Consider the following 25749-nt stretch of genomic DNA (forward strand, 5'->3'; position numbering starts at 1 on the left):
ATGCAACGTTTCTGTATGACCGAGTCGATCGACTAAATCACGTACAGATCGACGTATTCATTGACCGGCATTGCTTCCAGCTTTGCCTGATCGAGCGATACCGCGAGGATCGCTTCTTGTTGCCTGGTGGGAAAGCGGCGCGCGAGGTTCGTCTTGAACTTCTCGACGAGCAGCGGAATGCCGTCCGCGCGGCGGCGCTTGTGACCGATCGGATATTCGACCACGACTTCATCGAGCGCCGAACCGTCGTTGAACTCGATGGTCAGCCCGTTCGCGATGGAACGCTTGTCCGGATCGAAATAATCCTTCGTGAACTGCGGGTCTTCCACACATTCCATCTTCGCGCGCAAGGTGTCGATGCGCGGATCTTTTGCGACGGCGTCTTCGTAATCCGCGGCGGTCAGGCGGCCGAAGATCAGCGGCACGGCGATCATGTACTGGATGCAGTGATCGCGGTCCGCGGGGTTATCGAGCGGCCCTTTCTTGTCGATGATGCGAATGGCCGCCTCGTGCGTGCGAATGGTGATCTTCTTGATGTCCTCGACGCCCTTGCCGGCTTCTTTCAGCGTGCCGTGCAGGGTCATGGCCGCTTCCACCGCCGTTTGCGAGTGGAACTCGGCCGGAAACGATATCTTGAAGAGCACGTGCTCCATCACGTACGAGCCATACGGACGCTGAAACTTGAACTCGTTGCCCTTGAAGAGGACATCGTAGAAGCCCCAGGTCTTGGCCGTCAGCACGGACGGATAGCCCATTTCGCCGGTCTTCGCGATGAGCGCGAGACGCACGGCGCGCGAGGTCGCATCGCCGGCTGCCCACGACTTGCGCGAGCCGGTGTTCGGCGCATGACGATACGTGCGCAGCGAATGGCCATCGACGAATGCGAGCGACACCGCGTTGATGAGCTCTTCGCGCGAGAGGCCGATCATCTGTCCGACCACCGCTGTGGAAGCGAGCTTCACCAGCAGCACGTGATCGAGACCGACCTTGTTGAACGAGTTCTCGAGCGCGATGCAGCCTTGAATTTCGTGCGCCTTGATCATCGCGATCAGCACGTCTTTCATGGTGAGCGGCTGTTTGCCGGCTGCGACGGCGTTGCGCGAAAGCCAGTCCGCGGTCGCCAGAATGCCGCCCAGGTTGTCCGACGGATGGCCCCATTCGGCGGCGAGCCAGGTGTCGTTGAAGTCGAGCCAGCGGATCATCGCGCCGATGTTGAAGGCGGCCTGAACCGGGTCGAGCTGGAACTGCGTGCCCGGCACCTTCGCGCCATTGGGGACGATCGTGCCGGGCACGATCGGTCCCATCAGCTTGGTGCAGGCGGGATAGGAGAGGGCTTCGAGTCCGCAACCGAGCGTGTCGATCAGACAGTTGCGCGCCGTTTCGAGCGCGAGCGTGCTGTCGACGCCATAGTTGAGAACATAGTCGACTATGTCTACGAGTACCTTGTCCGGCTCAGGGCGGACATTGGAGATCGGTGCGGACATCGAGGATTCCCTGTTTGATGTGCTGACGTTGCTTATTCCGCCGGCTTGAGCAGCAGCGGGTTCTGCTTCAGCGCTTCGGACTGCGTCGGCGCAGCCGCGCCTGCGGCCATTTCGGACGTCATGCACTCGTCGGCGAGTCGCGAGGAGTCCTTGTCCGAGAACAGCATCGCCTTGGTCGGGATCACGACGAGATCCATGCCCGTTGCCGAATCGTGGAAGCGATCGGCGCCGGTCGTCGTATCCTGACGCGGCAGCTTGTAGTCCTTCTTCGCCCAGTTGACCGTGACGATTGCGTCACGCTTCATGTCGCCCTTCAGATAGAAAGCAAGACCGTCCTTGCAAGCCCACTTCACGGCGCCTTCGGGAACCGGGTCAGTCTTGGCTGCTGCAGCCGCCGCCGCCTTGGGGGAGCGTTTGATGATGCGGCGCGCCGGGGCGGGGCGCTTGGCCTTGCTCGCGCCCGACTCGGTTGTCGCGGCGAAGGCGTCGGCGCTCACGAACACGCTGGTGGTGGCGAGCGTGCCGACGATTGCAGCGATCAGAAGCTTATTCATCTAAAAACCTTTCAAAAACATTTGGGTTGATTGGCGGTTGTTGCGCGGATTGGAACGCTTTACCCGCGGTTCCGATCGCGCAAGCCCGCTATTTTCGCTTATTTATCGGCACGAACTTCAAATTCTCCGGCCCCGTGTAATTCGCGCTCGGGCGGATGATCTTGTTGTCGATGCGCTGCTCGATGATGTGCGCGCTCCAGCCCGACGTGCGCGAAATGACGAAGAGCGGCGTGAACATCGCGGTGGGCACGCCCATCATGTGATACGAAACCGCGCTGAACCAGTCGAGGTTCGGGAACATCTTCTTCGCGTCCCACATGACCGATTCGAGGCGTTCCGCGATATCGAAAAGCTTGGTGTCGCCGGCTTCGCTCGACAGCGACTTCGCGACTTCCTTGATGACCTTGTTGCGCGGATCGGAGATCGTATAGACCGGATGCCCGAAGCCGATCACCACTTCCTTGTTCTCGACGCGGCGGCGAATGTCGGCTTCGGCTTCATCGGGCGTCTGATAGCGCGACTGGATTTCGAACGCGACTTCGTTCGCGCCGCCGTGCTTCGGGCCGCGCAGCGCGCCGATCGCACCGGTGATCGCGGAGTACATGTCCGAACCCGTTCCCGCGATGACCCGCCCCGTGAACGTCGATGCGTTGAACTCGTGCTCGGCGTAGAGATTGAGCGAGACGTGCATCGCCTTGACCCACGATTCGGACGGCTTCACGCCATGCAGCAGATGCAGGAAGTGACCGCCGATGGAATCGTCGTCGGTTTCGACTTCGATGCGCCGGCCGTTGTGGGAGTAGTGGTACCAGTAAAGCAGCATCGACCCGAGCGACGCCATCAGGCGATCGGCGATGTCCTTCGCGCCGGGGACGTTGTGGTCGTCCTTTTCGGGCAACACGGTGCCGAGCACGGAGACGCCGGTGCGCATCACGTCCATCGGATGCGCGGACGCGGGAATCCATTCGAGCGCGGCCTTCACGTTCGCAGGCAGTCCGCGCAGCGCCTTCAGCTTCGCCTTGTACGCCGTCAGTTCCGCGATGTTCGGCAGCTTGCCGTGCACGAGCAGATACGCGATTTCCTCGAATTCGGAAGTCGTCGCGACATCGAGGATGTCGTAGCCGCGATAGTGCAGGTCGTTGCCGGTCTTGCCGACCGTGCACAGCGCGGTGTTGCCCGCCGTCACGCCGGACAGCGCGACGGATTTCTTCGGTTTGAAACCACCCGCTGCTGCGGGCGCGTCGGTCGTTGCGGTATCGCTCATTGCTTCAAGTCTCCTGTGAACGCTCGTGCAGCAGCGTCGTCTCTTTTGCTTGAAAGGCGCGCCGGGTATTCGGCCCGTACGCGGCGTAACGAAACCTTTGCATTTATGCCGCGCTTCCCGTCGATGCCGCTGCGAACAGCGGGGCGCATTCGTCGGGGATCGCGTGGCCGGTGGCTTGCGCGCGGCGCAACACGGACCAGTAATAGCGATAGCTCGCGCGATCGTGCAGCGTGTCGCCGTGGCGCGTCGGGCCCCACTGCGCGTGTTGCGCGGCCAGCAGAATTTCGGCGGCGAGCGCGATCTCGTCGGCGCGCGGCGAGAAGGCATCGACGATGGGCCGGATCTGCGACGGATGGATGCTCCACATGCGCGTATAGCCGAACTCATTGCGGGCGCGGGCGGCGTCGTTCGCGACGACGCTCATGTCCCGCACTTCCGTCGACACGTTATGCGAGGGCGCCTTGCCATGCGCGTGACACGCCGCCGCGATTTCCAGCTTCGCGCGACGCACGAGCGGATGCTCGAACTGGCCGGGCGAGCGCATGGCGGTATCGGGAATGGCGCCGTTGTGCGCCGACACGAAGTCCATCAGGCCGAAACTCAGCGATTCGACGCCGGGCAGCGCGGCCAGCTCGAAGACTTCCGCCAGCGCGCCGTGCGTTTCGATCAGCAGATGACACGGAATGGATTGCGCGATGCCGAACTCACTGCGCGATGCCTCGATGAACGCGATCATCTCGGCGGCGTCGAACACGCTGCGGATTTTCGGCAGCATCACGAAGGCGGGCGCTTTCTTTGCCTGGCGAAGGATGATGCGTACGTCGTCCCGCCACGCGCGATGATGAAAGTCATGGATGCGAACGCCGACGCGCCCGAAGCGGTCATCTTCGCCGCCGACGAACGACGCCACCATCTCCGCATGTTCGGCTTCGTGGCCGACTTGCGCGCCGTCTTCGCAATCGAGCGTGATGTCGAACACCGGCCCGAGTTCGGCCTGCAGCGCGAGCGACTTCCGAATCAGCTTTTCGCTGCCGGCGTAGTGGTCGCAGGGCGGCAGGACGGCGGGCTGCGGCTCGCCGTCGAACAGCACTTCTGCGGGTGTGAGAGCGGGCATTGTCGGCGTCGGCTCCGATTGAAAGAGAGTTCGATGCTGCTCGTGCTTCTGATTCGGACGCGCTCGAAGGCTTGCTCGCTTTCGTTCAAGCGCGATCGAATCAGCCGCGAACGCCGCGAAGCGTTCGCGCTGACGGGAACCGCGAAGGCTCCCGATGATGCCGTGCTGCTTACTTGCCCAGCAGATGCGCCACGCCGTCGCGCTCTTCGAGCAGTTCGTTCAGCGTGCCGTCCATCTTCTCGCGCGAGAACGCGTCGATTTCCAGCCCTTCGACGCGCTTGTACTCGCCGTTCTCACACGTGACCGGCACGCCGTAGACGATGTCTTCCGGAATGCCATACGAGCCGTCCGACGGGATGCCCATCGTGACCCACTTGCCGTTGGTGCCGAGCACCCAGTCACGCACGTGATCGATGGCCGCGTTAGCCGCCGACGCCGCCGACGACAGGCCGCGCGCTTCGATGATCGCCGCGCCGCGCTTGGCGACGGTCGGGATGAACGTGTTGCGGTTCCATTCGTCGTCGTTGATCAGCTTCGTGAGGCTCTCGCCTTCGGCGGTCGCGAAGCGGAAGTCGGGGTACATCGTCGGCGAGTGATTGCCCCACACGACGAGCTTTTCGATCGACGCGACCGGCTTGCCCGACTTGGCCGCCAGTTGCGACAGCGCGCGGTTGTGGTCCAGGCGCAGCATGGCGGTGAAGTTCTGCTTCGGCAGATCCGGCGCCGACTTCATCGCGATATAGGCGTTCGTGTTCGCCGGGTTGCCGACGACCAGCACCTTCACGTCGCGGCTCGCGACTTCGTTCAGCGCGCGGCCCTGAACCGTGAAGATTTCGGCGTTCGCCGACAGCAGGTCCTTGCGTTCCATGCCCTTCGAACGCGGACGCGCACCGACCAGCAACGCGATGTCGGCGTCCTTGAACGCGACCTTGGGATCGTCCGTGACGACCACGCCCGCGAGCAGCGGGAATGCGCAGTCTTCCAGTTCCATCACGACGCCCTTCACGGCGGCTTGCGCTTGCGGCAGATCGAGCAACTGAAGGATCACGGGCTGGTCTTTGCCGAGCAGATCGCCATTGGCGATACGGAACAGCAGCGAGTAGCCGATTTGACCTGCGGCGCCGGTTACGGCAACGCGCTTTGCGGACTTAGCCATTGAAACTCTCCTGACGGTGCGTGGAACGCTAGGGAAAAACGCTATTTTATGCGCGTTACGCGAAGCGTTGATGAAGACATGCCGGCGATGCCGCAGCGCTCTTCGATAGCGGCGCAACGCGTGGCTCCGCATGAAAGCGTGACGGCATGGCTGTCATGCCATGAATCCTTCTTCGAGCGAGAGACTGCGCGGTGTGACGTGAGGAAACGGCGATTCGCTAGAGTCTGACGGACAAGCGCCCATTCGAGACGGCGCTGGACGTTGCGAGGCGGTAGGCAGGCAGCGGCGCGCGAATCGATTGGCCGATCGGCGTGAGGCGAAAGCGAAAGGGCGTGCCTGGCGGTTGGCGGCGCTGCCCGCGATGTGCCGAACGCACCGTTCACCGGCAAAATGCGCCGATTGAACCGGTCCAAACGAACTTTCCACGGACTGCGCGGCGACCCGCGAACCCTTGCTCGCCAAGGAGTGTAGGATTGGTCGGAGGCAAAGTCAACAGTATCTTATGTCTTATATAAGACATAGGATCATGCGTGAAAATGTGGACGCGCGGCAGCCCTTTGTGTTGAAATGCGCGGCATGAATTCCAACGCGGCAAACCCGGCGAGCACCACCCCACCCAACGGCAACGCACAGTCGGCCGAGGGCGCGCCGTCGCCGACGTTCAGCCCGCTTTATCAGCAGATCAAGGCGCTGATTACGCAGGGCCTCGAATCGGGCGAGTGGAAGCCGGGCGAGATCATCCCCAGCGAAGTGGAACTGGCCGCGCGCTATAAGGTGAGCCAGGGCACCGTCCGCAAGGCCATCGACGAACTCGCCGCCGACAATCTTCTCGTGCGCCGTCAAGGCAAGGGCACGTTCGTTGCGACGCATAGCGAAGATCGCGTGCAGTTCCGCTTCCTGCGCCTTTTGCCCGATGACGGCGACGTTCATCCCCACGTAAGCCGCCTGCTCGAATGCCGGCGCCTGCGTGCGCCCGCCGAAATCGCTCGCCAGCTCGATCTCAAGCCCGCCGATCCTGTGGTGCTCATCAAGCGCCTGCTGCAGTTCGACGGCGAAACGACCGTGTTCGACGAAATCTGGCTGCCGGGCGCGGTTTTCCGCGGACTGACGGCCGAGCGGCTCGCCGATTACAAAGGGCCGCTGTACGCGATGTTCGAAACGGAGTTCGGCACGCGCATGATCCGGGCCTCGGAGAAGATTCGCGCGGTGGCGGCGGACGAGCCGGTCGCGCAATTGCTGCAAGTGCAGCCGGGTTTTCCGCTTCTTTCGGTCGAACGGATCTCGTACACGTACGGCGATCGCCCGGTGGAAGTGCGGCGCGGCTGGTATGTCACTACCGGCTACTACTATCAGAACGACCTGAGTTGACCGGATGAACAGACGCGGCGGGCATCGGCCGGGCGGTCCGCGAAGCATCGACAAAGCATTCACGTTCGCCATTTTCACGCGTGCAGCAATAGTCTCTTGGGCGGGTTTTCCCTGCAGCGTGAAATAAAAAGGCGCTAAAATCGCGGGTTAGTGTAATAACAAGTTGGGGTCTAGCATGGCTGAAGCCGTAAAAAAACCAAGGCCCGAGTACCGGAACATCGGGCTTGGACAGATTGCGAAATATCGCTTGCCGCTAGCAGGGAAGGTCTCCATCCTGCACCGTATCAGCGGCTTGCTGCTCTTCGTTGCCCTGCCGTTCCTTCTCTATCTGCTCGATCAGAGTCTGACGTCGGAAATCAGTTTCGACGCATTCAAAGGCTTCCTCGCTCACCCCATCGTCAAAATCATCGCGCTCGTGCTGTCCTGGGCGTATCTGCATCACTTCTGCGCAGGCATCCGCTTTCTCGTGCTCGACACGCACGTCGCCGTGAACAAGGAAGGCGGCCGTCAGACGGCGCTTGCCGTGCTCGTCGTGTCGCTGCTGCTGACGCTCGTCGTCGCGTTGAAACTTTTCGGAGCCTTCTAAACATGGGTACGCAAAACAGAGTCGGCCCCAAGCGCCTCGTCGTCGGCGCGCACTACGGCCTGGGTGAATGGCTCGCGCAGCGCATAACCGCCATCGTCGCCGCTGTCTATACGCTCGTCCTGCTGGTGCTGTTCTTCGGCGCGCGCAACTTCTCCTATGAAGGCTGGGCGTCGATCTTCGCAATGCAGTGGATGAAGCTCGCCACTTTCGTAGCCTTGCTTTCGCTCTTCTATCACGCGTATGTCGGCATGCGCGACATCTGGATGGATTACGTGAAGCCGGTCGGCCTTCGCCTGTTCCTGACGGTCCTGACCGTGCTCTGGCTCATCGGATGCGCCGGCTACGCTGCACAGATTCTCTGGAGAGTTTAAAGAATATGGCTGCAATCAAGACTTCCCTGCCGCGTCGCCGTTTCGACGTGGTCATCGTTGGCGCGGGCGGATCGGGCATGCGCGCATCGCTGCAACTCGCGCGGGCGGGCCTGTCGGTCGCGGTGCTGTCGAAGGTGTTCCCGACGCGCTCGCACACAGTCGCGGCGCAAGGTGGCATCGGCGCATCGCTCGGCAACATGAGCGAAGACAACTGGCACTATCACTTCTACGACACGATCAAGGGTTCCGACTGGCTCGGCGACCAGGACGCGATCGAGTTCATGTGCCGTGAAGCGCCGAACGCCGTTTATGAGCTCGAACACATGGGCATGCCGTTCGACCGCAATGCGGACGGCACCATTTATCAGCGCCCGTTCGGCGGCCACACGGCGAACTACGGCGAGAAGCCGGTGCAGCGCGCCTGCGCGGCAGCAGACCGTACCGGCCACGCGCTGCTGCACACGCTATATCAGCAGAACGTCGCAGCCAAGACGCACTTCTTCGTCGAATGGATGGCGCTGGACCTGATCCGCGACGCCGACGGCGACGTGCTCGGCGTGACCGCGCTCGAGATGGAAACGGGCGAAGTCTATATCCTCGAAGGCAAGACCACGCTGTTCGCCACGGGCGGCGCAGGGCGCATCTTCGCGGCATCGACGAATGCGTTCATCAACACGGGCGACGGCCTCGGCATGGCGGCGCGTTCGGGCATCGCTTTGCAGGACATGGAGTTCTGGCAGTTCCACCCGACCGGCGTGGCCGGCGCTGGCGTGCTGATCACCGAAGGCGTGCGCGGCGAAGGCGGCATTCTGCGTAACTCGAACGGCGACCGCTTCATGGAACGCTACGCGCCGACGCTGAAGGATCTGGCGCCGCGCGACTTCGTTTCGCGTTCGATGGACCAGGAAATCAAGGAAGGGCGCGGCGTGGGTCCGAACAAGGATCACGTGCTGCTCGACCTGTCGCACATCGGCGCCGAGACCATCATGAAGCGTCTGCCGTCGATTCGCGAGATCGCGCTGAAGTTCGCGAACGTGGACTGCATCAAAGAGCCGATCCCGGTCGTTCCGACCATCCATTACCAGATGGGCGGGATTCCGACGAACATGCACGGTCAGGTCGTCGGCACGGCGAACGGCTACAACGAGCCGGTGAACGGGTTCTACGCGGTGGGCGAATGCTCGTGCGTTTCGGTGCACGGCGCGAACCGCCTCGGCACGAACTCGCTGCTGGACCTGGTGGTATTCGGCCGCGCGGCCGGCAATCACATCATCAAGTACGCGAAGGAAGCGCGCGAGCACAAGCCGCTGCCGGCCGACGCCGCCGACTTCGCGCTCGAGCGCCTCGCCGTGCTGGAGAAGTCGACCTCGGGCGAATACACGCAGAACATCGCGAACGACATCCGCTCGACGATGCAGGCGCATGCCGGCGTGTTCCGTACGTCCAAGCTGCTGTCGGAAGGCGTGGACAAGGTCGCGGAACTGGCCGAGCGCGTGAAGCACGTGCATCTGAAGGACAAATCGAAGGTGTTCAACACCGCGAAGGTCGAAGCGCTGGAACTGGCGAACCTGATCGAAGTCGCCCGCGCGACGATGGTCTCGGCCGAAGCGCGCAAGGAAAGCCGTGGCGCGCACGCGCACAGCGACTACGAGCATCGCGACGACGACAAATGGATGCGCCATACGCTGTGGTTCAGCGAAGGCAATCGCCTCGACTACAAGCCGGTTCAGATGAAGCCGCTGACGGTCGAATCGGTGCCGCCGAAGGCGCGCACCTTCTAAGGGCAAGGGAATCGAAATGGCAAAACGAATTTTTGAAGTCTACCGCTACGATCCGGACAAGGACGCGGCCCCGCGCATGCAACGTTACGAGCTCGAAATCGACTCGCACGAACGCATGCTGCTGGACGCATTGGTGAAGCTGAAGGCGCTGGACGAAACCTTGTCGTTCCGCCGTTCGTGCCGCGAAGGCGTGTGCGGTTCGGACGCGATGAACATCAACGGCAAGAACGGCCTCGCGTGCCTGACGAACCTGAACGACCTGCCGGAGCGCATCGTGCTGCGTCCGCTGCCGGGCCTTCCGGTCGTGCGCGACCTGATCTGCGACTTCACGCAGTTCTTCAACCAGTATCACTCGATCAAGCCGTACCTGATCAACGACACGCCGCCGCCCGAGAAGGAGCGTCTGCAGTCGCCGGTCGAGCGCGACGAGCTGGACGGCCTGTACGAGTGCATTCTGTGCGCGAGCTGCTCGACGTCGTGCCCGAGCTTCTGGTGGAATCCGGACAAGTTCGTCGGACCGGCGGGCTTGCTGCAAGCCTATCGCTTCATCGCGGACAGCCGCGATCAGGCGACGGGCGAACGCCTCGACAATCTGGAAGATCCGTATCGTCTGTTCCGTTGCCACACGATCATGAACTGCGTCGACGTGTGCCCGAAGGGGCTCAATCCGACGAAGGCGATCGGCAAGATCAAGGAATTGATGGTGCGCCGGGCTGTCTGAAATGGACAATGCGATGGTCGACAAGCAAGACAGCGCTCACCAGTCCGACCCTCTTCGCCGTGCGCGCCTCCGGTGGCGTGCACGGCGCGGCCTGCTGGAAAACGATCTGATCTTCGAGCGTTTTTTCAGCCGATATGAGCATGACCTCAGTGACGCCGACGTGGCCGCTTTGACCCGCCTGCTGGAGCTGAGCGACAACGAACTGATGGACCTGCTGCTCGCGCGGACCGAACCGGAGGGCGAGCTTGCCACGCCGGACGTGATTCGCGTGATTCAGATCCTGCGTTCCGTGTGATTTGGGCAGAGATCCGCGGAGTTTCACACAATGCGCCGTGAGTCCGCGCGCCAAGCAGTTGAGAGCGGACAGCGGTCGATCGTGCAGTCCTGCCGCGCAGCTTCCGTCGTGCAAATTATCGAAAACCTGTATCCATACTTCGATTGAGGATGTGCTATGACCCCGTCAGATGTTAAAGCCACGCTATCGTTCAGCGACAACTCGCCGAGCGTTGAAATGCCGATCTACAAGGGCACGATGGGCCCCGACGTGATCGACATCCGCAAGCTGTACGGTCAGACCGGCAAGTTCACGTACGACCCGGGCTTCATGTCGACGGCGGCGTGCAATTCGGCGATCACCTACATCGACGGCGACAAGGGCGAGCTGCTGTATCGCGGCTACCCGATCGAGCAGTTGGCCGTGAACGCCGACTTCCTCGAAACGTGCTACTTGCTGCTGAAGGGCGAACTGCCCACGGCTGCGCAGAACAAGGAATTCGTGGACACGGTCACGCGTCACACGATGGTGCACGAGCAGATGCACTTCTTCTTCCGCGGCTTCCGTCGCGACGCGCACCCGATGGCCGTCCTGGTGGCGGCGGTCGGCGCGCTGTCCGCGTTCTACCACGACTCGCTGAACATCAACGATCCGCGTCACCGCGAAGTCTCGGCAATCCGCATGATTGCGAAGCTGCCGACGCTCGTCGCGATGGCGTACAAGTTCAGCATCGGCCAGCCGTTCGTGTATCCGCGCAACGAGCTGTCGTACAGCGCGAACTTCATGCACATGATGTTTGCGAACCCGTGCGAAGAGTACAAGGTCAACGACGTGCTCGTGCGCGCGCTCGACCGCATCCTGATTCTGCACGCGGATCATGAGCAGAACGCGTCGACGTCGACGGTGCGTCTTGCCGGTTCGTCGGGTGCGAATCCGTTCGCGTGTATCGCTGCGGGTATCGCGTGTCTGTGGGGCCCGGCGCACGGCGGCGCGAACGAAGCCGCGCTCAACATGCTGGAAGAGATCGGCTCGGTCGACAACATTCCTGAGTTCATCAAGCAGGTGAAGGACAAGAACTCGGGCGTGAAGCTGATGGGCTTCGGTCACCGCGTGTACAAGAACTACGATCCGCGTGCGAAGCTGATGCGCGAAACCTGCCACGAAGTGCTGAACGAACTGGGCCTGCACGACGACCCGCTGTTCAAGCTCGCGATGGAACTGGAAAAGATCGCGCTGGAAGACGAATACTTCGTGTCGCGCAAGCTGTACCCGAACGTCGACTTCTACTCGGGCATCGTGCAGCGCGCGCTGGGCATCCCGACGTCGATGTTCACGTGCATCTTCGCGATGGCGCGTACGGTGGGCTGGATTGCGCAGTGGAACGAGATGATCGCCGATCCCGAGCAAAAGATCGGCCGTCCGCGCCAGTTGTTCATCGGCCACACGCCGCGTGAAGTGAAGCCGCTCGACAAGCGGTAAGCCGGTTGGTTGAAGCTGTAGTTTGAGAAAGCCCCGGCGGGTGACTGCCGGGGCTTAATGAGATGGTCAGCCTGACCGAGATGGCCCGATTGGCATACGCTGATCGGGCCATTTCCTTTTTTGGAGGCCATCATGGCGAACACTACGCTTATCGGCATTGATCTGGGCAAGCACTGCTTCTTTTTGCATGCGCAGGACGCACGCGGCACGCAGGTTTGGCGCAAGAAGATGACGCGCAAGCAACTCTACGGGTGCCTGGCGACCTGTCCGGTCGCCGTCTTGGCAATGGAAGCTTGCGCGGGCGCGCATTGGCTGGCACGCAAATGTCAGTCATATGGACATCAGGTTCGCTTGATCGCACCGCAGTTCGTCAGGCCATTCGTCAAAGGCAACAAGACCGACTTTGCCGATGCTGAAGCGATCTGCGAAGCTGCCTCGCGTCCTTCCATGCGTTTTGTCGCAATCAAGACCGCCGAGCAACAGACTCTGCTTGCGCTGCATCGCGTGCGCGAATCGCTTGTCGCTGAACGCACGGCAACCAGCAATCAAATCCACGCTTTCCTGCTCGAATTCGGGATCGATCTGCCTGTCGGCGCACTGGCCATCACGCGCTTGCCGGTCCTACTCGATGATCCTGTGCATGCACTGCCGCCCGTGCTGGTGGCCTTGTTGCTTCGCCTGCATCAACGTTACGCACAGTTGGGTGGCGAGATCGCCGAGTTGGAGACCCAGATCAAGCGGCAGACGAGCGAAGACGAAGCCGGCCAACGCCTGCTCACCATTCCTGGAATCGGCCCGATCACCGCCAGCAGCTTGCTCGCCATGGCCGGCGACGCACGCGCGTTCAAATGTGGCCGAGACTTCGCGGCGTCTTTGGGGCTGGTTCCGCGCCAACATTCGACTGGCGGCCGAGCGACCCTGCTGGGCATCTCGAAGCGCGGCAACAAGCAGTTGCGCTGCCTGCTCGTGCAAGGCGCGCGCGCGGTGATGCGTTATGCCGATAGACGAACCGATGCGCTGGGTCGCTGGCTGCAAGCGTTGCTGCTACGTCGTCACAGCAATGTCGTTGCCTGCGCACTCGCCAACAAAATGGCCAGAATCGTTTGGGCGATTCTGGCCAAGGGTGGCGTGTACCGGGCACAACCGGCCATCGCCTGAGAGCTTTCCGCCTGCTTTTGCGACCACTGACCCGTGATGAAGATAAACGGCTCACGGCCCCGACTGAAAACCTGAAAAACAATCCAGTCCTGCAGACTGAGGGCTTTTTAAGGACAGTTGGGTGCGGCTTCTCATCGAGGGCCGGGCGCTCTGATCCGCGCCCATTTCGAGCCCGGATACATTTGCGCAAGCCCTTTTATCTTAGGTCACAGATCGAGGTTGCAGAAACTAGGCTGACCATACATTTGTTTTTGGGCTCAGACCGCGAAGACTTCCTGAAGCGTGTGAAGCGTGTTCGCCAGTGTCTCGTCGGCGATAACGCCTTCTTTTTTCACGAGGCGCAGCTTGTCGACGGTTCGGATCTGATCGAGCAGAATCAGCCCTTCCTTTTGCTTGAAGGAAACAGGGATGCGAAACGGCGCTGGCCTGCCATTCGAGCTCATCGGCGCGATGATCGCCGTGCGCAAGTGATCATGCAGTTCGGGCGGCGACACGATCACGCAAGGGCGCGTCTTCTGCACTTCGCTCCCTTTCGTCGGGTCCAGCGCGACCAGCCATATCTCGCCGCGCCTCACCATTCGAGCGCTCCGTCGTCTGCGTTACCGAACTCGCCGAGCACGAGCGCGTCTTCGCCGCTTGCAGCGACCGCCTTGCTCGCTTCCGCCCACGCCGCCCGCACTTTCGCGCGTGGCTTGCGCAGCACGACTGCATCGCCTTCGACATTCATTTCTATTTCGTTCTCCAGCCCCAATTGCGTGAGGAACGGCTTGGGTATCAGCACGCCTTGAGAATTGCCGATTCTTCGGATGGTCGTTTTCATGAAGTTCATCGCGGTCACCTACGTGCAAACAATGTTATTACCGACGTGTGCGGTCGTCAAACTCGATCCGCGATGAACATACGTCTCTTCGCGCGGCGGCGACACTCCGCCGAAAGTGATAGGAGACGCGAGCGTAAATGCGAGTCAAGCAGGTAGTCCCAATCCAGGTATTGCCACCACTACGATAACCCACTGAATTTGCAAGCTTTTTTCGTTTAGCCTAGTACCACGCGCCGTGATGGAAGTGGCATAATCGTCCAACAGGCCGCACCCCATAACACCCCGCAGTCACCTACGAAAGCGCTCACCATGTCCCAGACTCTCTACGACAAGCTGTGGAACACGCACGTTATCCACACAGAAGAGGACGGCACCTCGATCCTCTACATCGATCGTCATCTGCTGCACGAGGTCACGAGCCCGCAAGCGTTCGAAGGTCTGAAGCTGGCCGAGCGCCCGGTGTGGCGCATCAGCGCGAATCTCGCCGTGTCCGACCACAACGTGCCGACAACCGACCGCTCGCACGGCATCGCCGATCCCGTTTCGAAGCTGCAAGTCGATACGCTCGACGCCAATTGCGATGCCTTCGGCATCACGCAGTTCAAGATGAACGACCTGCGTCAGGGCATCGTGCACATCATCGGGCCGGAGCAGGGCGCGACGCTGCCCGGCATGACGATCGTCTGCGGCGATTCGCATACGTCGACGCACGGCGCGTTCGGCGCGCTCGCGCATGGCATCGGCACGTCGGAAGTCGAGCACGTCCTCGCCACGCAAACGCTGCTGCAAAAGAAGAGCAAGAACATGCTCGTCAAGGTCGAAGGTCAGTTGCCGCGCGGCTGCACGGCGAAGGACATCGTGCTCGCGGTCATCGGCAAGATCGGCACGGCGGGCGGCACGGGCTACGCAATCGAATTCGGCGGCTCGACCATCCGGTCGCTGACGATGGAAGGCCGCATGACCGTCTGCAACATGGCGATCGAAGCGGGCGCGCGCGCGGGCATGGTGGCCGTCGACGATACGACCATCAACTACCTGAAGGACCGTCCGTATTCGCCGCAGGGCGTCGAATGGGATCAGGCGGTCGAGTACTGGCGTCAGTTCAAATCGGACGATGGCGCGCAGTTCGATCGCGTCGTCGAGATCAACGCGGCCGAAATCGTGCCGCAAGTGACGTGGGGCACATCGCCGGAAATGGTGACGTCCATCGACGGCCGCGTGCCCGATCCCGAGCGTGAAAAAGACCCCGTCAAGCGCGACGCGATGGAGCGCGCGCTCACTTACATGGCGCTGCAGCCGAATACGCCGATCGAATCCATCAGGCCGGACAAGATCTTCATCGGTTCCTGCACGAACGCGCGCATCGAAGACCTGCGCGCGGCGGCGTATGTCGTCAAGTCGCTCGGCAAGCGCGTCGCGCCGAATGTGCGGCTCGCGATGGTCGTGCCGGGTTCGGGTCTCGTGAAGGCCCAGGCCGAGCGCGAAGGACTCGACAAGATTTTCACGAACGCCGGTTTCGAATGGCGCGAGCCGGGTTGCTCGATGTGTCTCGCGATGAACGCCGACCGCCTCGATGCGGGCGAGCGCTGCGCCTCGACGTCGAATCGCAATTTCGAGGGGCGTCAGGGCGCGGGCGGCCGCACGCATCTGGTCAGCCCGGCGATGGCCGCCGCCGCCGCGATCGAAGGCCATTTCGTCGACGTGCGCAAGCTCGCGTGATCAATCGGATACTGAGAAAGACATGGAAAAATTCATCGTTCATAGCGGGCTCGTGGCGCCGCTGGATCGCGAGAACGTCGACACGGACGCGATCATCCCCAAGCAGTTCCTGAAGTCGATCAAGCGCACGGGCTTCGGCCCGAATGCGTTCGACGAATGGCGCTATCTGGATGTCGGCGAACCCGGCCAGGACAACAGCAAGCGTCCGCTCAATCCGGATTTCGTGCTGAATCAGTCGCGCTATCAGGGCGCGTCGATCTTGCTGACGCGCAAGAACTTCGGCTGCGGCAGCTCGCGCGAGCACGCGCCGTGGGCGCTGGACCAATACGGCTTTCGGGCGATCATCGCGCCGAGCTTCGCGGACATTTTCTATAACAACTGCTTCAAGAACGGCTTGCTGCCGGTCGTGTTGTCGGAGCAGCAGGTCGACAAGCTCTTCAACGAGACGTATGCGTTCGTCGGCTCCAAGCTGACGATCGATCTGGAAGCGCAAGTGGTGCGAACCGGCGACGGCACCGAGTACGCGTTCGATGTCCCCGGCTTCCGCAAATTCTGCCTGCTGAACGGTTTCGACGATATCGGCCTCACGCTGCGTCACGCCGACAAGATCAAGGCGTTCGAAGCAGAGCGGCTCGCGAAGCAGCCGTGGTTGAACAATCGCGTGATCGGCTAAATCAAAGGAAGAGACAGATGAAAATCGCAGTGTTGCCCGGCGACGGGATCGGCCCCGAAATCATGGCCGAAGCGGTCAAAGTGCTGAACGCGCTCGGCGAAAAGTTCGAGCTGGAAGAAGCGCCCGTCGGCGGCGCGGGGTATGAAGCACATGGCCATCCGCTGCCGGAATCGACGCTCAAGCTGGCGAAAGAAGCCGATGCGATCCTTTTCGGCGCCGTCGGCGACTGGAAATACGACAAGCTCGAACGCGCGCTGCGTCCCGAGCAGGCCATCCTCGGGCTGCGCAAGCATCTGCAACTGTTCGCGAACTTCCGTCCGGCGATCTGCTATCCGCAATTGACGGCCGCGTCGTCGCTGAAGCCGGAGATCGTGTCGGGGCTCGATATTCTCATCGTGCGCGAACTGAACGGCGATATCTACTTCGGTCAGCCGCGCGGTGTGCGTCAAGCGCCGGACGGCCCGTTCGAGGGCGCGCGCGAAGGCTTCGACACGATGCGCTATTCGGAGCCGGAAGTGCGCCGCATCGCGCATGTGGCGTTCGCCGCCGCGCAGAAGCGCCAGAAGAAGCTGACGAGCGTGGACAAGGCCAACGTGCTGGAAACCTCGCAACTCTGGCGCGACACGATGATCGACGTCGCCAAGGAATATCCGGAAGTCGAGCTGTCGCACATGTACGTCGATAACGCGGCGATGCAGCTCGTCAAAGCGCCGAAAGCCTTCGACGTGGTCGTGACCGGCAACATGTTCGGCGACATTCTCTCGGACGAAGCCGCGATGCTGACCGGCTCGATCGGCATGCTGCCGTCGGCGTCGCTCGACAAGAACAACAAGGGCTTGTACGAGCCGTCGCACGGCTCCGCGCCGGACATCGCGGGCAAGGGCGTGGCGAATCCCCTCGCGACCATCCTGTCGGCGGCGATGATGCTTCGCTACTCGCTCGGCAAAGTGGAACAGGCGGATCGCATCGAAAGCGCGGTGAAGAAGGTGCTGGAGCAGGGCTACCGCACCGGAGACATTGCGACGCAAGACGGCAAGACTGTCGGCACGAAGGAAATGGGCGCCGCAGTGCTGGCTGCGCTTTGAACGTTCAATGAAACGATCGGCCGTTTCTTTTCGAAGCGGCCGATCCGGTAGCATTGACGCGTCGTCCGAATCGATCGTTGGCGCGCGTCGCAACCGCGGACCAACGCGCCGCAGATCGTGTATATTGCTTGGTCATGGCGAAGAACTCTCAATTCTCTACGGATTCCATCGGTCGCGGCATCGACGCTCGCGCGACGGGTCTCGTCATCGTCAAGCGCATCGGCGTCATTACGTCGAAAACGCGCATTACGAAAGTCTCCATCAAAGCGATCACGATTCGCTGATCGTCCCTCGTGTCCGAGCGTCTTCCCCGCGCGGCCACGCCGGGCAAGGATGCGGGGAAGAATCCACACATAAGGTTAGTCATGAACGTAGGTCTCGTTGGTTGGCGCGGTATGGTCGGCAGCGTCCTGATGCAGCGCATGCAGCAGGAAGGCGATTTCGACCTGATCGAACCGGTGTTTTTCAGCACCAGCAATGCGGGCGGCAACGCGCCGTCGTTCGCCAAAAACGAGACGAAGCTCAAAGATGCAACGAGCATCGACGACCTGAAGAAGTGCGACGCCATCATTACCTGCCAGGGCGGCGACTACACGAACGGCGTGTATCCCAAGCTGCGCGCGGCGGGCTGGAAGGGCTACTGGATCGACGCCGCATCGGCGCTGCGCATGAAGGACGACGCGGTCATCATCCTCGACCCGGTCAACCTGAACGTCATCAAGGATTCGCTCGTCAAGGGCGGGCGCGATTTCGTCGGCGGCAACTGCACGGTCAGCCTGATGCTGATGGCGCTGGGCGGCCTGTTCCGCGAGAACCTCGTCGACTGGATGACGGCCATGACGTACCAGGCCGCGTCCGGCGCGGGCGCGCAGAACATGCGCGAACTGCTGTCGCAAATGGGCGCGCTGAACGCGTCGGTCGCGGACGATCTCGCGAATCCGTCGTCGGCTATTCTCGACATCGACCGCAAGGTTCTGTCGACGATGAACAGCGACGCCATGCCGACCGAGCATTTCGGCGTCCCGCTCGCCGGTTCGCTGATTCCGTGGATCGACAAGGATCTCGGCAACGGCATGTCGAAGGAAGAGTGGAAGGGCGGCGCGGAAACCAACAAGATTCTGGGCAAGCCCGCGATGGGTCAGCCGGGCTCGATTCCCGTCGATGGCCTCTGCGTGCGGATCGGCGCGATGCGCTGCCACTCGCAGGCGCTGACCATCAAGCTCAACAAGGACGTGCCGCTCGACGAGATCAACGGCATTCTGGCTTCGGCGAACGACTGGGTGAAGGTCGTGCCGAACGAGCGTGAAGCGTCGATGCGCGATTTGTCGCCGGCCGTCGTTACGGGCACGCTGACGGTGCCGGTCGGCCGTCTGCGCAAGCTGGCGATGGGCGGCGAGTATCTGTCGGCGTTCACGGTCGGCGACCAGCTTCTGTGGGGCGCTGCCGAGCCGCTGCGCCGCATGCTTCGCATTCTGTTGGACAAGTAAAGTAAACTACGCGCCAGAAAGCGCGGACCTCGAAGAAAAAGCGTCGCGTTATCGCGGCGCTTTTTTGTTTATGCGCCCGATTGTTTGGCGCTGTGCGCGAATGGCCGGTCATGACCGTTTCGGCCGCGCGAGTCTTCGTTCCTGTTTCAATTTTTCGCCGTACCCTGGAGTTTCAATGATTCGACGACCCCGCCGGTCTTTCATCCCGTCATCGCGTGCGGCGCTCGCCGCGGCAAGCGTCGCCGTTTGCACGCTGCTCTGGACGAACCCCGGCGCGGCGCTCGCGCAGGCGAGCGGCGCCGCCGCCGACACAGCCTCGGCGGCCGTCGCGGGCGCGTCCGGCCAGCGGTACGCGGTCAAACCGGGACAGTCGCTCAACGACGTCGCCGCCGAAATCACCGGGTCGAAGGAACGTGTCGTCAGGGAAAAAATGGCGCGTGCGCTCTTCGACGCGAATCCGAACGCGTTCGCCGGGCACGACATCAACAGGCTCAAGCTCGGCGCGGTGCTGAACGTGCCGGCGGGCGATACCGGCGCGGCACCCGCGACGCAGGCTCCGGCCGGCGGCGATCAGGCGAGTGCGCCGGCGGTCAGTCCCGCTGGCCCGGTTGCGTCGTCGCCGGAAGCGCCGGCGGAGGCCGCTTCGGGCATCGCGCCGGCTTCGGGTATCGAACAGGCATCGGGTATCGAGCAGGCTCCGGAGCCGCAGCCCGCGCCCGCCGTCGCACCAACGGCCAGCGCACCAACGGCCAGCGCCCCGGCGACGGAAACGGCCCCCACGCGCCGTGTCGGCCCCGATCCGATGCTGTTCGGTCTCGCGATCGCGGTACTCGTCCTGCTGTTCCTGCTGATGATGTGGCGCAGCGCAAAACGCCGCCGTGCGGTGGCGCAAGCCGAAGCCGATGCGCGAAATAGCGAGCGCCCCGTGACGCCCGCGTTCCCCGCAGGGCCGGCAGGCTCCGGCGCGGCCGAACTCGAGGGGAAGGCCGTCGAGCGCGATCAGTCGGAATTGAATGCGGTGGCGGCGAGCATCGAGAGCTACGAGGCGGCTCAGACCTTCGCCGCGCCGTCCGACGACGATGCCGTGCCCTCCGCCGATACGCCGCCGGCGTCGCTGCCGGCCGCGCCGACCGCGCTGCACGAAGCCGAACCGGCGACGCCGCACGCGCCCAAATCGGTTGAAACACGCGCCGAGCCGCCCGCGCCATTCATGCCGTCGCCGCCCGCGGCGATTCACGCGGGGTTCGTGCCGCCGCTGCAACAGTCCGGCACGGCGGACGGGCAGGACAGCGATGTCAACGAGGGAGACATCGCCGCTCGCGAAGCCGCCGCCCGCGAAGCCGAAAAGTGGGAAGCCGAAGAACGTCAGGCCGCCGCCCGGCAAGCCGCGACGCGCGAGGCCGAGGAGCGCGAGAGTCGCGCACGCGAGGCAGCAGCGCGCGAGGCGCTCGCCGCTGAAATGGCGCGTCACCAAGGCGAAGCCGCCGAACAGGAAGCGCAGGCGCAGCATGCCCGCGAGGCGGCTGCGCGGGAGATCATCGCGCGCGAGGCCGAGTTGCGCGAGGCGCAGGCTGCCGATGAGCAACGCGCGGCGGAACAGGCGGCGCGCCGCGAGACGCATCCGGAGGAAGCTGCGGACGACGACGAACCGACGCGCGGCGATCGCTTCCCGATGCCAAAGTTTCCGACCGAAGCCGTCGAGGCCCTCGGCTCCCTCGACCTGAGCTTGCCTCCGCGCATGGAATTGCAACTGGGAACGCCGGGCGATGCCGGCGCTGCCCCCGCTTTGCGCGAGTCGCAAACGCCGATCGAGCCGGTGCCGTTCGTGCCGCAGCCCGTCGCCGACACGGATGCGGGGCGACTCCGGAAGATCGAGCCGCCCTCGGCTGCCGCGCAGATCGAGGCGGGAACGGCCGGCGCTGCGTCGGTCGCCGGTCTGGGCGCGACGCCGTACGGGCCGCTCAGTCTGGACTTCGATCTGAATCTGCCGTCGAGCCATACCGAGCCGCTGCCGGCGCTGACCCCGGCGCAACTCGCGACGATCGCACGCAACAAGCTCGAACTGGCTGTCGAGTACATCGAACTGGGCGATCTGGGCGGCGCGCGCACGTTGCTGCAGGAAGTCATTGCGTCGAACGATGCGGACACCCGCCAGCAAGCCGCCGCGCTGCTTTCGACGCTCGCGCCGCATTCCTGATATGCGCATTGCGTTAGGCGTTCAGTACGACGGCGCCGCGTTCAGCGGCTGGCAATCGCAACCGCACGGCAACACGGTGCAGAACGAACTCGAGCGCGCGCTCGCGGAATTCGCGCAGACGCCGCTGCAAACGGTCGTCGCGGGCCGCACGGATACGGGCGTTCACGGTCTCGGTCAAGTCGTCCATTTCGATACGGACCTCGAGCGCACCGTGTTCTCGTGGGTGCGCGGCACCAACGCGTTCCTGCCGGAATCGGTTGCGGTGCAGTGGGCGAAGCCGATGCCGGACGATTTCCACGCGCGCTTCGCGGCCTTCGAGCGCACTTACTATTACGTGCTGTACGTCAATCCGGTGCGTTCACCCATGCTCTCGAAACGCGCGGGCTGGGTGCACGCGCCGCTCGATGTCGCCGCGATGCGCGAATCGGCGGCGTGCCTCATCGGAGAGCACGATTTTTCGTCGTTTCGTGCAGCGGATTGCCAGTCGAAAACGCCGGTCAAGCATATGTATCGGATCGACGTGCGCAAGCAGGGGGAATTCGTCCACTTCCGTTTTCGCGCCAACGCGTTCCTGCATCACATGGTGCGTAATCTAATGGGATGCTTCGTCGCGATCGGGCGCGGCCGGCACCCCGTCTCGTGGATGACCGACGTCCTCGCCGCCCGCGACCGCCGCGCCGCTGCGCCGACCTTCATGCCCGACGGACTTTATCTGGCGGAAGTCGGCTATCCCGAACGCTTCGCGGTGCCGCCCCCGCATATCGCGAGCATGCCGTGGAGCGCCATTTGGACCGATCAGACATGAACGACCAGGACTTGCATCGAACGAGGGTGAAGCTCTGCGGGTTGTCGCGCGTGGATGACGTGAAGCACGCCGTCGCGCTCGGCGCGGATGCGGTGGGCTTCGTCTTCTATCCGCCGAGTCCGCGTTCGGTGAGCGTCCCGCAGGCCGTCGAACTGGCGCGGCACGTGCCGCCGCTCGTCGCGGCCGTCGGCCTGTTCGTCAACGCGACGCCCGAATGGATCGCGGAAGTCACGTCGAGCGTGCCGCTTTCGCTTATCCAGTTTCACGGCGACGAAACGCCCGAGCAATGCGCCGAACTTGCCGCGATTGCGGGTTTGCCCTATTGGCGCGCAGTGCGTGTCGGGCCTGATGCGGCTGCAAGCGATTTGGTAGAATCGTCGCTTAAATATGCAGCCGCAGGCGGCATCCTGCTCGACGCGCTCGTCGAGGGCTTCGGCGGCGGTGGAAAGGTATTCGATTGGTCACTTATCCCAACAGATCTCGGGCATCGGGCCGTTTTGAGTGGTGGGTTGAACACGCAAAACGTCAGTGAAGCCATCCGGCGCGTGCGCCCGTTCGCGGTCGATGTCTCCAGCGGCATCGAAGTGCCGGGCGCCAAGGGCGTGAAAGATCACGCCCGAATGACGGCGTTCGTGCGCGCGGTGCGCGAAGCGGACGCCGCCTGATTCCGAATGCGGCGCCGACATGCATTGTCGGACCGCCACCGAGAGAGTGACGCAATGTACAACTTGCCTGACGAAAGAGGCCACTTCGGCCAGTATGGCGGCGTTTTCGTTTCCGAAACGCTCATTCATGCACTCGACGAACTGCGCCGCGCCTATGACGCGGCCCGCCAGGACCCCGAGTTCCAGGCCGAATACGACTACGAACTGAAGCACTACGTCGGCCGTCCTTCCCCGATTTATCACGCCAAACGCTGGAGCGAGATGCTCGGCGGCGCACAGCTTTATCTGAAGCGCGAAGACCTGAATCACACCGGCGCGCACAAGGTGAACAACGTGATCGGCCAGGCGCTGCTCGCGCGCAAGATGGGCAAGCCGCGCGTGATCGCCGAGACGGGCGCGGGCCAGCACGGCGTCGCCACGGCGACCATCGCGGCGCGCTTCGGCATGGAATGCGTCGTCTACATGGGCGCGGAGGACGTGCGGCGGCAAGCGGCGAACGTCTATCGCATGAAGCTGCTCGGCGCGACTGTCGTGCCGGTTGAATCCGGCTCGCGCACGCTCAAGGATGCGCTCAACGAAGCCATGCGCGACTGGGTCACGAACGTCGAGAACACGTTCTACATCATCGGCACGGTCGCGGGTCCGCATCCGTATCCGATGATGGTGCGCGACTTCCAGCGCGTGATCGGCGACGAATGCCGCGTGCAGATGCCTGAAATCGCGGGCCGTCAGCCGGACGCGGTCATTGCGTGCGTGGGCGGCGGATCGAACGCAATGGGCATTTTCTATCCGTATATCGACGACAAGGACGTGCGGCTCATCGGCGTCGAGGCCGCGGGCGATGGCATCGACACCGGCCGTCACGCGGCGTCGCTGATGGGCGGAAGCCCCGGCGTCCTGCACGGCAATCGCACGTATCTGCTGCAAGACGACGACGGGCAGATCATCGAGACGCATTCGGTGTCGGCGGGCCTGGATTATCCGGGCGTCGGTCCCGAGCACGCGTGGCTGAAGGACGCGGGCCGCGCCGAGTACGTCGGCATCACGGACGACGAGGCGCTCAAGGCGTTCCACGATTGCTGCCGTATCGAAGGCATCATCCCGGCGCTCGAATCGAGCCACGCGCTTGCCTACGGCGCGAAGCTCGCGAAGACGCTGCCGCGCGACAAGGTGCTGCTCGTCAACCTGTCGGGCCGTGGCGACAAGGACATGCACACGGTCGCGGAGCGATCGGGCATCCAGTTCTAAGCCGCAGATGCGCACTGTCATCGACGAACCGTTGTCCGCCGGCGCACTGCAAGGCGCCGGCATCGACATTCGCAACCGCGATTTCCTGGCCGATGCCGCGAACATTCCCGATGCGTCGATCGACCTGATCGTCGCCGATCCGCCCTATGGACTGGGCAAGGATTACGGGAACGACTCGGACATGTTGTCGGGCGACGCCTTTCTGGAATGGACGTATCGCTGGCTCGACATGGCGATTCCGAAGCTCAAGAAAAGCGGCTCGCTGTATATCTTCTGCACCTGGCAATACTCGCCCGAACTGTTCGTGTTCCTGAAGCGCCGGATGATGATGGTCAACGAGATCGTCTGGGACCGGCGCGTGCCGAGCATGGGCGGAACGACGCGCAAGTACACGTCGGTGCACGACAACATCGGCTATTTCGCGGTATCGAGAGATTACTACTTCGATCTCGATCCGGTGCGCATCCCTTACGACGCAGCGACGAAGAAGGCGCGCTCGCGCAAGATCTTCGAAGGCAGCAAGTGGCTAGAGCTGGGCTATAACCCGAAGGACGTCTGGTCGGTATCGCGGCTGCATCGGCAGCATGCGGAACGCGTCGATCATCCGACGCAAAAGCCGCTGGAAATCGTCGAGCGCATGGTGCTGGCGAGTTGTCCGCCGGGCGGCCGCGTGCTCGATCCGTTCATGGGCAGCGGCACGACGGCGGTTGCGTGCGCGCGCCACGGACGGCTGTTCACGGGTTACGAAATCAACGCCGATTACTGCGCGATCGCGGAAGGCCGCATCGCACAGGCTAATACGGCGCCTGCAAAGCCTGCCGCCGTGCCGCTTGCCGCCGAAGCGCAAGCCGCGCAATAGCGTCGCTGACCGCGTCTATCGACGCCTACCGAATACGACTACGAGAATTTCCATGTCCCGTATCAAGAACACGCTCGCGGCGCTCGCCGCGCAAGGCAAGAAAGGGCTGATCCCGTTCATCACCGCGGGCGATCCCAACCCGGAACAGACCGTCGAATTCATGCACGCGCTCGCGAAGGGCGGCGCGGACGTCATCGAACTGGGCGTGCCGTTCTCCGACCCGATGGCCGATGGCCCTGTCATCCAGCGTTCGTCCGAACGCGCACTGGCGCGCGGCGTGACGTTGAAGCGCGTGCTCGCCGATGTCGCGCGCTTCCGCGAAACCGACGACACAACGCCCGTCGTGCTGATGGGCTACGCGAATCCGATCGAGCGCATGGGCGCCGAAGCGTTCGCGCAAGCCGCGAAGCAGGCGGGCGTGGACGGCGTGCTCGTCGTCGATTATCCGCCGGAGGAATCGGAAAACTTCAGCACGACGATGCGCGCCGCAGGCATCGATCCGATCTTCCTGCTCGCGCCCACGTCGACGGACGAGCGCATCGCGGCGGTCGGCAAAATTGCCAGCGGCTATGTGTATTACGTGTCGCTCACTGGCGTGACCGGCGCCGCTAATCTGGACGTTTCCCGCATCGCGAGTAAAATCCCGGCCATCAAGTCGCACGTGCCCCTGCCGGTCGGCGTCGGTTTCGGCATTCGCGACGCCCAAACCGCCCGCGCCGTGGCCGAAGTCGCGGATGCCGTGGTCATCGGCAGCCGGCTCGTGCAGTTGCTCGAAGAGGCGCCGCCCGAAACGGCTGCGGCGTCGCTTTCGAGCTTCATCGCGGAAATCCGCACGGCGCTCGATTCCGCCAGGTAATTTTCGCCGCCGCGCCGCGTGACTC

General features: G+C 63.0%; 26 protein-coding genes. 19 read left to right on the forward strand and 7 right to left on the reverse strand.

Features of this window, described 5'->3' with window-relative positions; genetic code table 11:
• Nucleotides 1-32: 32 nt before the first annotated feature.
• The 5 genes from LDZ21_RS14230 to LDZ21_RS14250 all read right to left on the reverse strand — a co-directional run bounded on the left by LDZ21_RS14230 (nucleotide 33) and on the right by LDZ21_RS14250 (nucleotide 5572).
• Complete coding sequence (locus LDZ21_RS14230; protein ID WP_244795492.1) at nucleotides 33-1484, reverse strand: bifunctional 2-methylcitrate dehydratase/aconitate hydratase; 1452 nt, start codon at nucleotides 1482-1484, stop codon at nucleotides 33-35.
• 32 nt (nucleotides 1485-1516) lie between these two features.
• On the reverse strand, nucleotides 1517-2038 hold the full coding sequence (locus tag LDZ21_RS14235; RefSeq protein WP_035970578.1) for a hypothetical protein: 522 nt from the start codon (nucleotides 2036-2038) through the stop codon (nucleotides 1517-1519).
• Nucleotides 2039-2126: 88 nt separating this feature from the next.
• Nucleotides 2127-3302, reverse strand: a complete 1176-nt coding sequence (gene prpC, locus LDZ21_RS14240) for a bifunctional 2-methylcitrate synthase/citrate synthase (protein WP_244795493.1) — start codon at nucleotides 3300-3302, stop codon at nucleotides 2127-2129.
• A 103-nt stretch (nucleotides 3303-3405) separates the two neighbouring features.
• Nucleotides 3406-4416, reverse strand: a complete 1011-nt coding sequence (locus LDZ21_RS14245; protein WP_244795494.1) for an HpcH/HpaI aldolase/citrate lyase family protein — start codon at nucleotides 4414-4416, stop codon at nucleotides 3406-3408.
• Between the two features lie 169 nt (nucleotides 4417-4585).
• Nucleotides 4586-5572, reverse strand: coding sequence for a malate dehydrogenase (locus LDZ21_RS14250; RefSeq protein ID WP_244795495.1), 987 nt, complete (start codon nucleotides 5570-5572; stop codon nucleotides 4586-4588).
• Nucleotides 5573-6148: 576 nt separating this feature from the next.
• Between LDZ21_RS14250 and LDZ21_RS14255 the strand changes: the two genes are divergently transcribed.
• The 8 genes from LDZ21_RS14255 (at nucleotide 6149) to LDZ21_RS14290 (ending at nucleotide 13310) form a co-directional block, all read left to right on the forward strand.
• Nucleotides 6149-6940, forward strand: coding sequence for a GntR family transcriptional regulator (locus tag LDZ21_RS14255; RefSeq protein WP_244795496.1), 792 nt, complete (start codon nucleotides 6149-6151; stop codon nucleotides 6938-6940).
• Nucleotides 6941-7115: 175 nt separating this feature from the next.
• Nucleotides 7116-7526 (forward strand): succinate dehydrogenase, cytochrome b556 subunit, encoded by a 411-nt coding sequence (gene sdhC, locus LDZ21_RS14260; protein ID WP_244795497.1) that lies wholly within the window; start codon nucleotides 7116-7118, stop codon nucleotides 7524-7526.
• A 2-nt stretch (nucleotides 7527-7528) separates the two neighbouring features.
• Nucleotides 7529-7897 (forward strand): succinate dehydrogenase, hydrophobic membrane anchor protein, encoded by a 369-nt coding sequence (gene sdhD / locus LDZ21_RS14265; protein ID WP_244795498.1) that lies wholly within the window; start codon nucleotides 7529-7531, stop codon nucleotides 7895-7897.
• Nucleotides 7898-7902: 5 nt separating this feature from the next.
• A complete protein-coding gene (sdhA, locus tag LDZ21_RS14270) occupies nucleotides 7903-9678 on the forward strand; it encodes a succinate dehydrogenase flavoprotein subunit (RefSeq protein WP_244795499.1) in 1776 nt (591 codons plus the stop codon).
• A 16-nt stretch (nucleotides 9679-9694) separates the two neighbouring features.
• A complete protein-coding gene (locus tag LDZ21_RS14275; RefSeq protein ID WP_035968879.1) occupies nucleotides 9695-10399 on the forward strand; it encodes a succinate dehydrogenase iron-sulfur subunit in 705 nt (234 codons plus the stop codon).
• 1 nt (nucleotide 10400) lies between these two features.
• Nucleotides 10401-10694: an FAD assembly factor SdhE gene (locus tag LDZ21_RS14280; RefSeq protein ID WP_035968877.1), complete on the forward strand. Its 294-nt coding sequence runs from the start codon at nucleotides 10401-10403 to the stop codon at nucleotides 10692-10694.
• A gap of 156 nt (nucleotides 10695-10850) precedes the next feature.
• The gene (gene gltA, locus LDZ21_RS14285; protein ID WP_244795500.1) at nucleotides 10851-12152 is read left to right on the forward strand and encodes a citrate synthase; all 1302 of its coding nucleotides are present in this window, start codon (nucleotides 10851-10853) and stop codon (nucleotides 12150-12152) included.
• Between the two features lie 132 nt (nucleotides 12153-12284).
• A complete protein-coding gene (locus LDZ21_RS14290) occupies nucleotides 12285-13310 on the forward strand; it encodes an IS110 family RNA-guided transposase (RefSeq protein ID WP_244793700.1) in 1026 nt (341 codons plus the stop codon).
• A 257-nt stretch (nucleotides 13311-13567) separates the two neighbouring features.
• On the opposite strand, the gene LDZ21_RS14295 is transcribed toward LDZ21_RS14290, so the two are convergent.
• Nucleotides 13568-13888: a type II toxin-antitoxin system PemK/MazF family toxin gene (locus tag LDZ21_RS14295; protein ID WP_244795501.1), complete on the reverse strand. Its 321-nt coding sequence runs from the start codon at nucleotides 13886-13888 to the stop codon at nucleotides 13568-13570.
• Nucleotides 13882-14130: an AbrB/MazE/SpoVT family DNA-binding domain-containing protein gene (locus LDZ21_RS14300; RefSeq protein ID WP_244795502.1), complete on the reverse strand. Its 249-nt coding sequence runs from the start codon at nucleotides 14128-14130 to the stop codon at nucleotides 13882-13884. Before LDZ21_RS14300 ends, LDZ21_RS14295 begins: the two co-directional genes overlap by 7 nt.
• A 309-nt stretch (nucleotides 14131-14439) precedes the next feature.
• On the opposite strand from LDZ21_RS14300, the gene leuC reads away from it, so the two are divergent.
• The 11 genes from leuC to trpA all read left to right on the forward strand — a co-directional run bounded on the left by leuC (nucleotide 14440) and on the right by trpA (nucleotide 25724).
• Nucleotides 14440-15849 carry a 3-isopropylmalate dehydratase large subunit gene (leuC, locus tag LDZ21_RS14305; protein WP_035968873.1) on the forward strand — a complete coding sequence of 470 codons (1410 nt, stop codon included), beginning with the start codon at nucleotides 14440-14442 and terminating at the stop codon, nucleotides 15847-15849.
• A 22-nt stretch (nucleotides 15850-15871) separates the two neighbouring features.
• Nucleotides 15872-16522 (forward strand): 3-isopropylmalate dehydratase small subunit, encoded by a 651-nt coding sequence (leuD, locus tag LDZ21_RS14310; protein ID WP_244795503.1) that lies wholly within the window; start codon nucleotides 15872-15874, stop codon nucleotides 16520-16522.
• Between the two features lie 17 nt (nucleotides 16523-16539).
• Nucleotides 16540-17607 (forward strand): 3-isopropylmalate dehydrogenase, encoded by a 1068-nt coding sequence (gene leuB, locus LDZ21_RS14315; RefSeq protein ID WP_244795504.1) that lies wholly within the window; start codon nucleotides 16540-16542, stop codon nucleotides 17605-17607.
• A gap of 134 nt (nucleotides 17608-17741) precedes the next feature.
• Entirely contained in the window at nucleotides 17742-17891 is a 150-nt protein-coding gene (locus tag LDZ21_RS14320) for a hypothetical protein (RefSeq protein ID WP_160174749.1), read from the forward strand.
• Between the two features lie 81 nt (nucleotides 17892-17972).
• Nucleotides 17973-19094, forward strand: a complete 1122-nt coding sequence (gene asd / locus LDZ21_RS14325; RefSeq protein WP_244795505.1) for an aspartate-semialdehyde dehydrogenase — start codon at nucleotides 17973-17975, stop codon at nucleotides 19092-19094.
• Between the two features lie 175 nt (nucleotides 19095-19269).
• Nucleotides 19270-21291: a FimV/HubP family polar landmark protein gene (locus LDZ21_RS14330; RefSeq protein ID WP_244795506.1), complete on the forward strand. Its 2022-nt coding sequence runs from the start codon at nucleotides 19270-19272 to the stop codon at nucleotides 21289-21291.
• A 1-nt stretch (nucleotide 21292) separates the two neighbouring features.
• Nucleotides 21293-22096: a tRNA pseudouridine(38-40) synthase TruA gene (truA, locus tag LDZ21_RS14335; RefSeq protein WP_244795507.1), complete on the forward strand. Its 804-nt coding sequence runs from the start codon at nucleotides 21293-21295 to the stop codon at nucleotides 22094-22096.
• Nucleotides 22093-22761, forward strand: coding sequence for a phosphoribosylanthranilate isomerase (locus LDZ21_RS14340; protein ID WP_244795508.1), 669 nt, complete (start codon nucleotides 22093-22095; stop codon nucleotides 22759-22761). The genes truA and LDZ21_RS14340 overlap by 4 nt, the downstream gene beginning before the upstream one ends.
• Before the next feature lie 54 nt (nucleotides 22762-22815).
• On the forward strand, nucleotides 22816-24009 hold the full coding sequence (gene trpB / locus LDZ21_RS14345) for a tryptophan synthase subunit beta (RefSeq protein ID WP_244795509.1): 1194 nt from the start codon (nucleotides 22816-22818) through the stop codon (nucleotides 24007-24009).
• Between the two features lie 7 nt (nucleotides 24010-24016).
• Complete coding sequence (locus LDZ21_RS14350; protein WP_244795510.1) at nucleotides 24017-24868, forward strand: DNA-methyltransferase; 852 nt, start codon at nucleotides 24017-24019, stop codon at nucleotides 24866-24868.
• A gap of 52 nt (nucleotides 24869-24920) precedes the next feature.
• Nucleotides 24921-25724, forward strand: a complete 804-nt coding sequence (gene trpA / locus LDZ21_RS14355) for a tryptophan synthase subunit alpha (RefSeq protein ID WP_035968854.1) — start codon at nucleotides 24921-24923, stop codon at nucleotides 25722-25724.
• The last annotated feature ends 25 nt before the right edge of the window (nucleotides 25725-25749 follow it).

Origin of the sequence: Caballeronia grimmiae (assembly GCF_022879615.1) — a bacterium.
Classification (GTDB): Bacteria; Pseudomonadota; Gammaproteobacteria; order Burkholderiales; family Burkholderiaceae; genus Caballeronia; species Caballeronia grimmiae.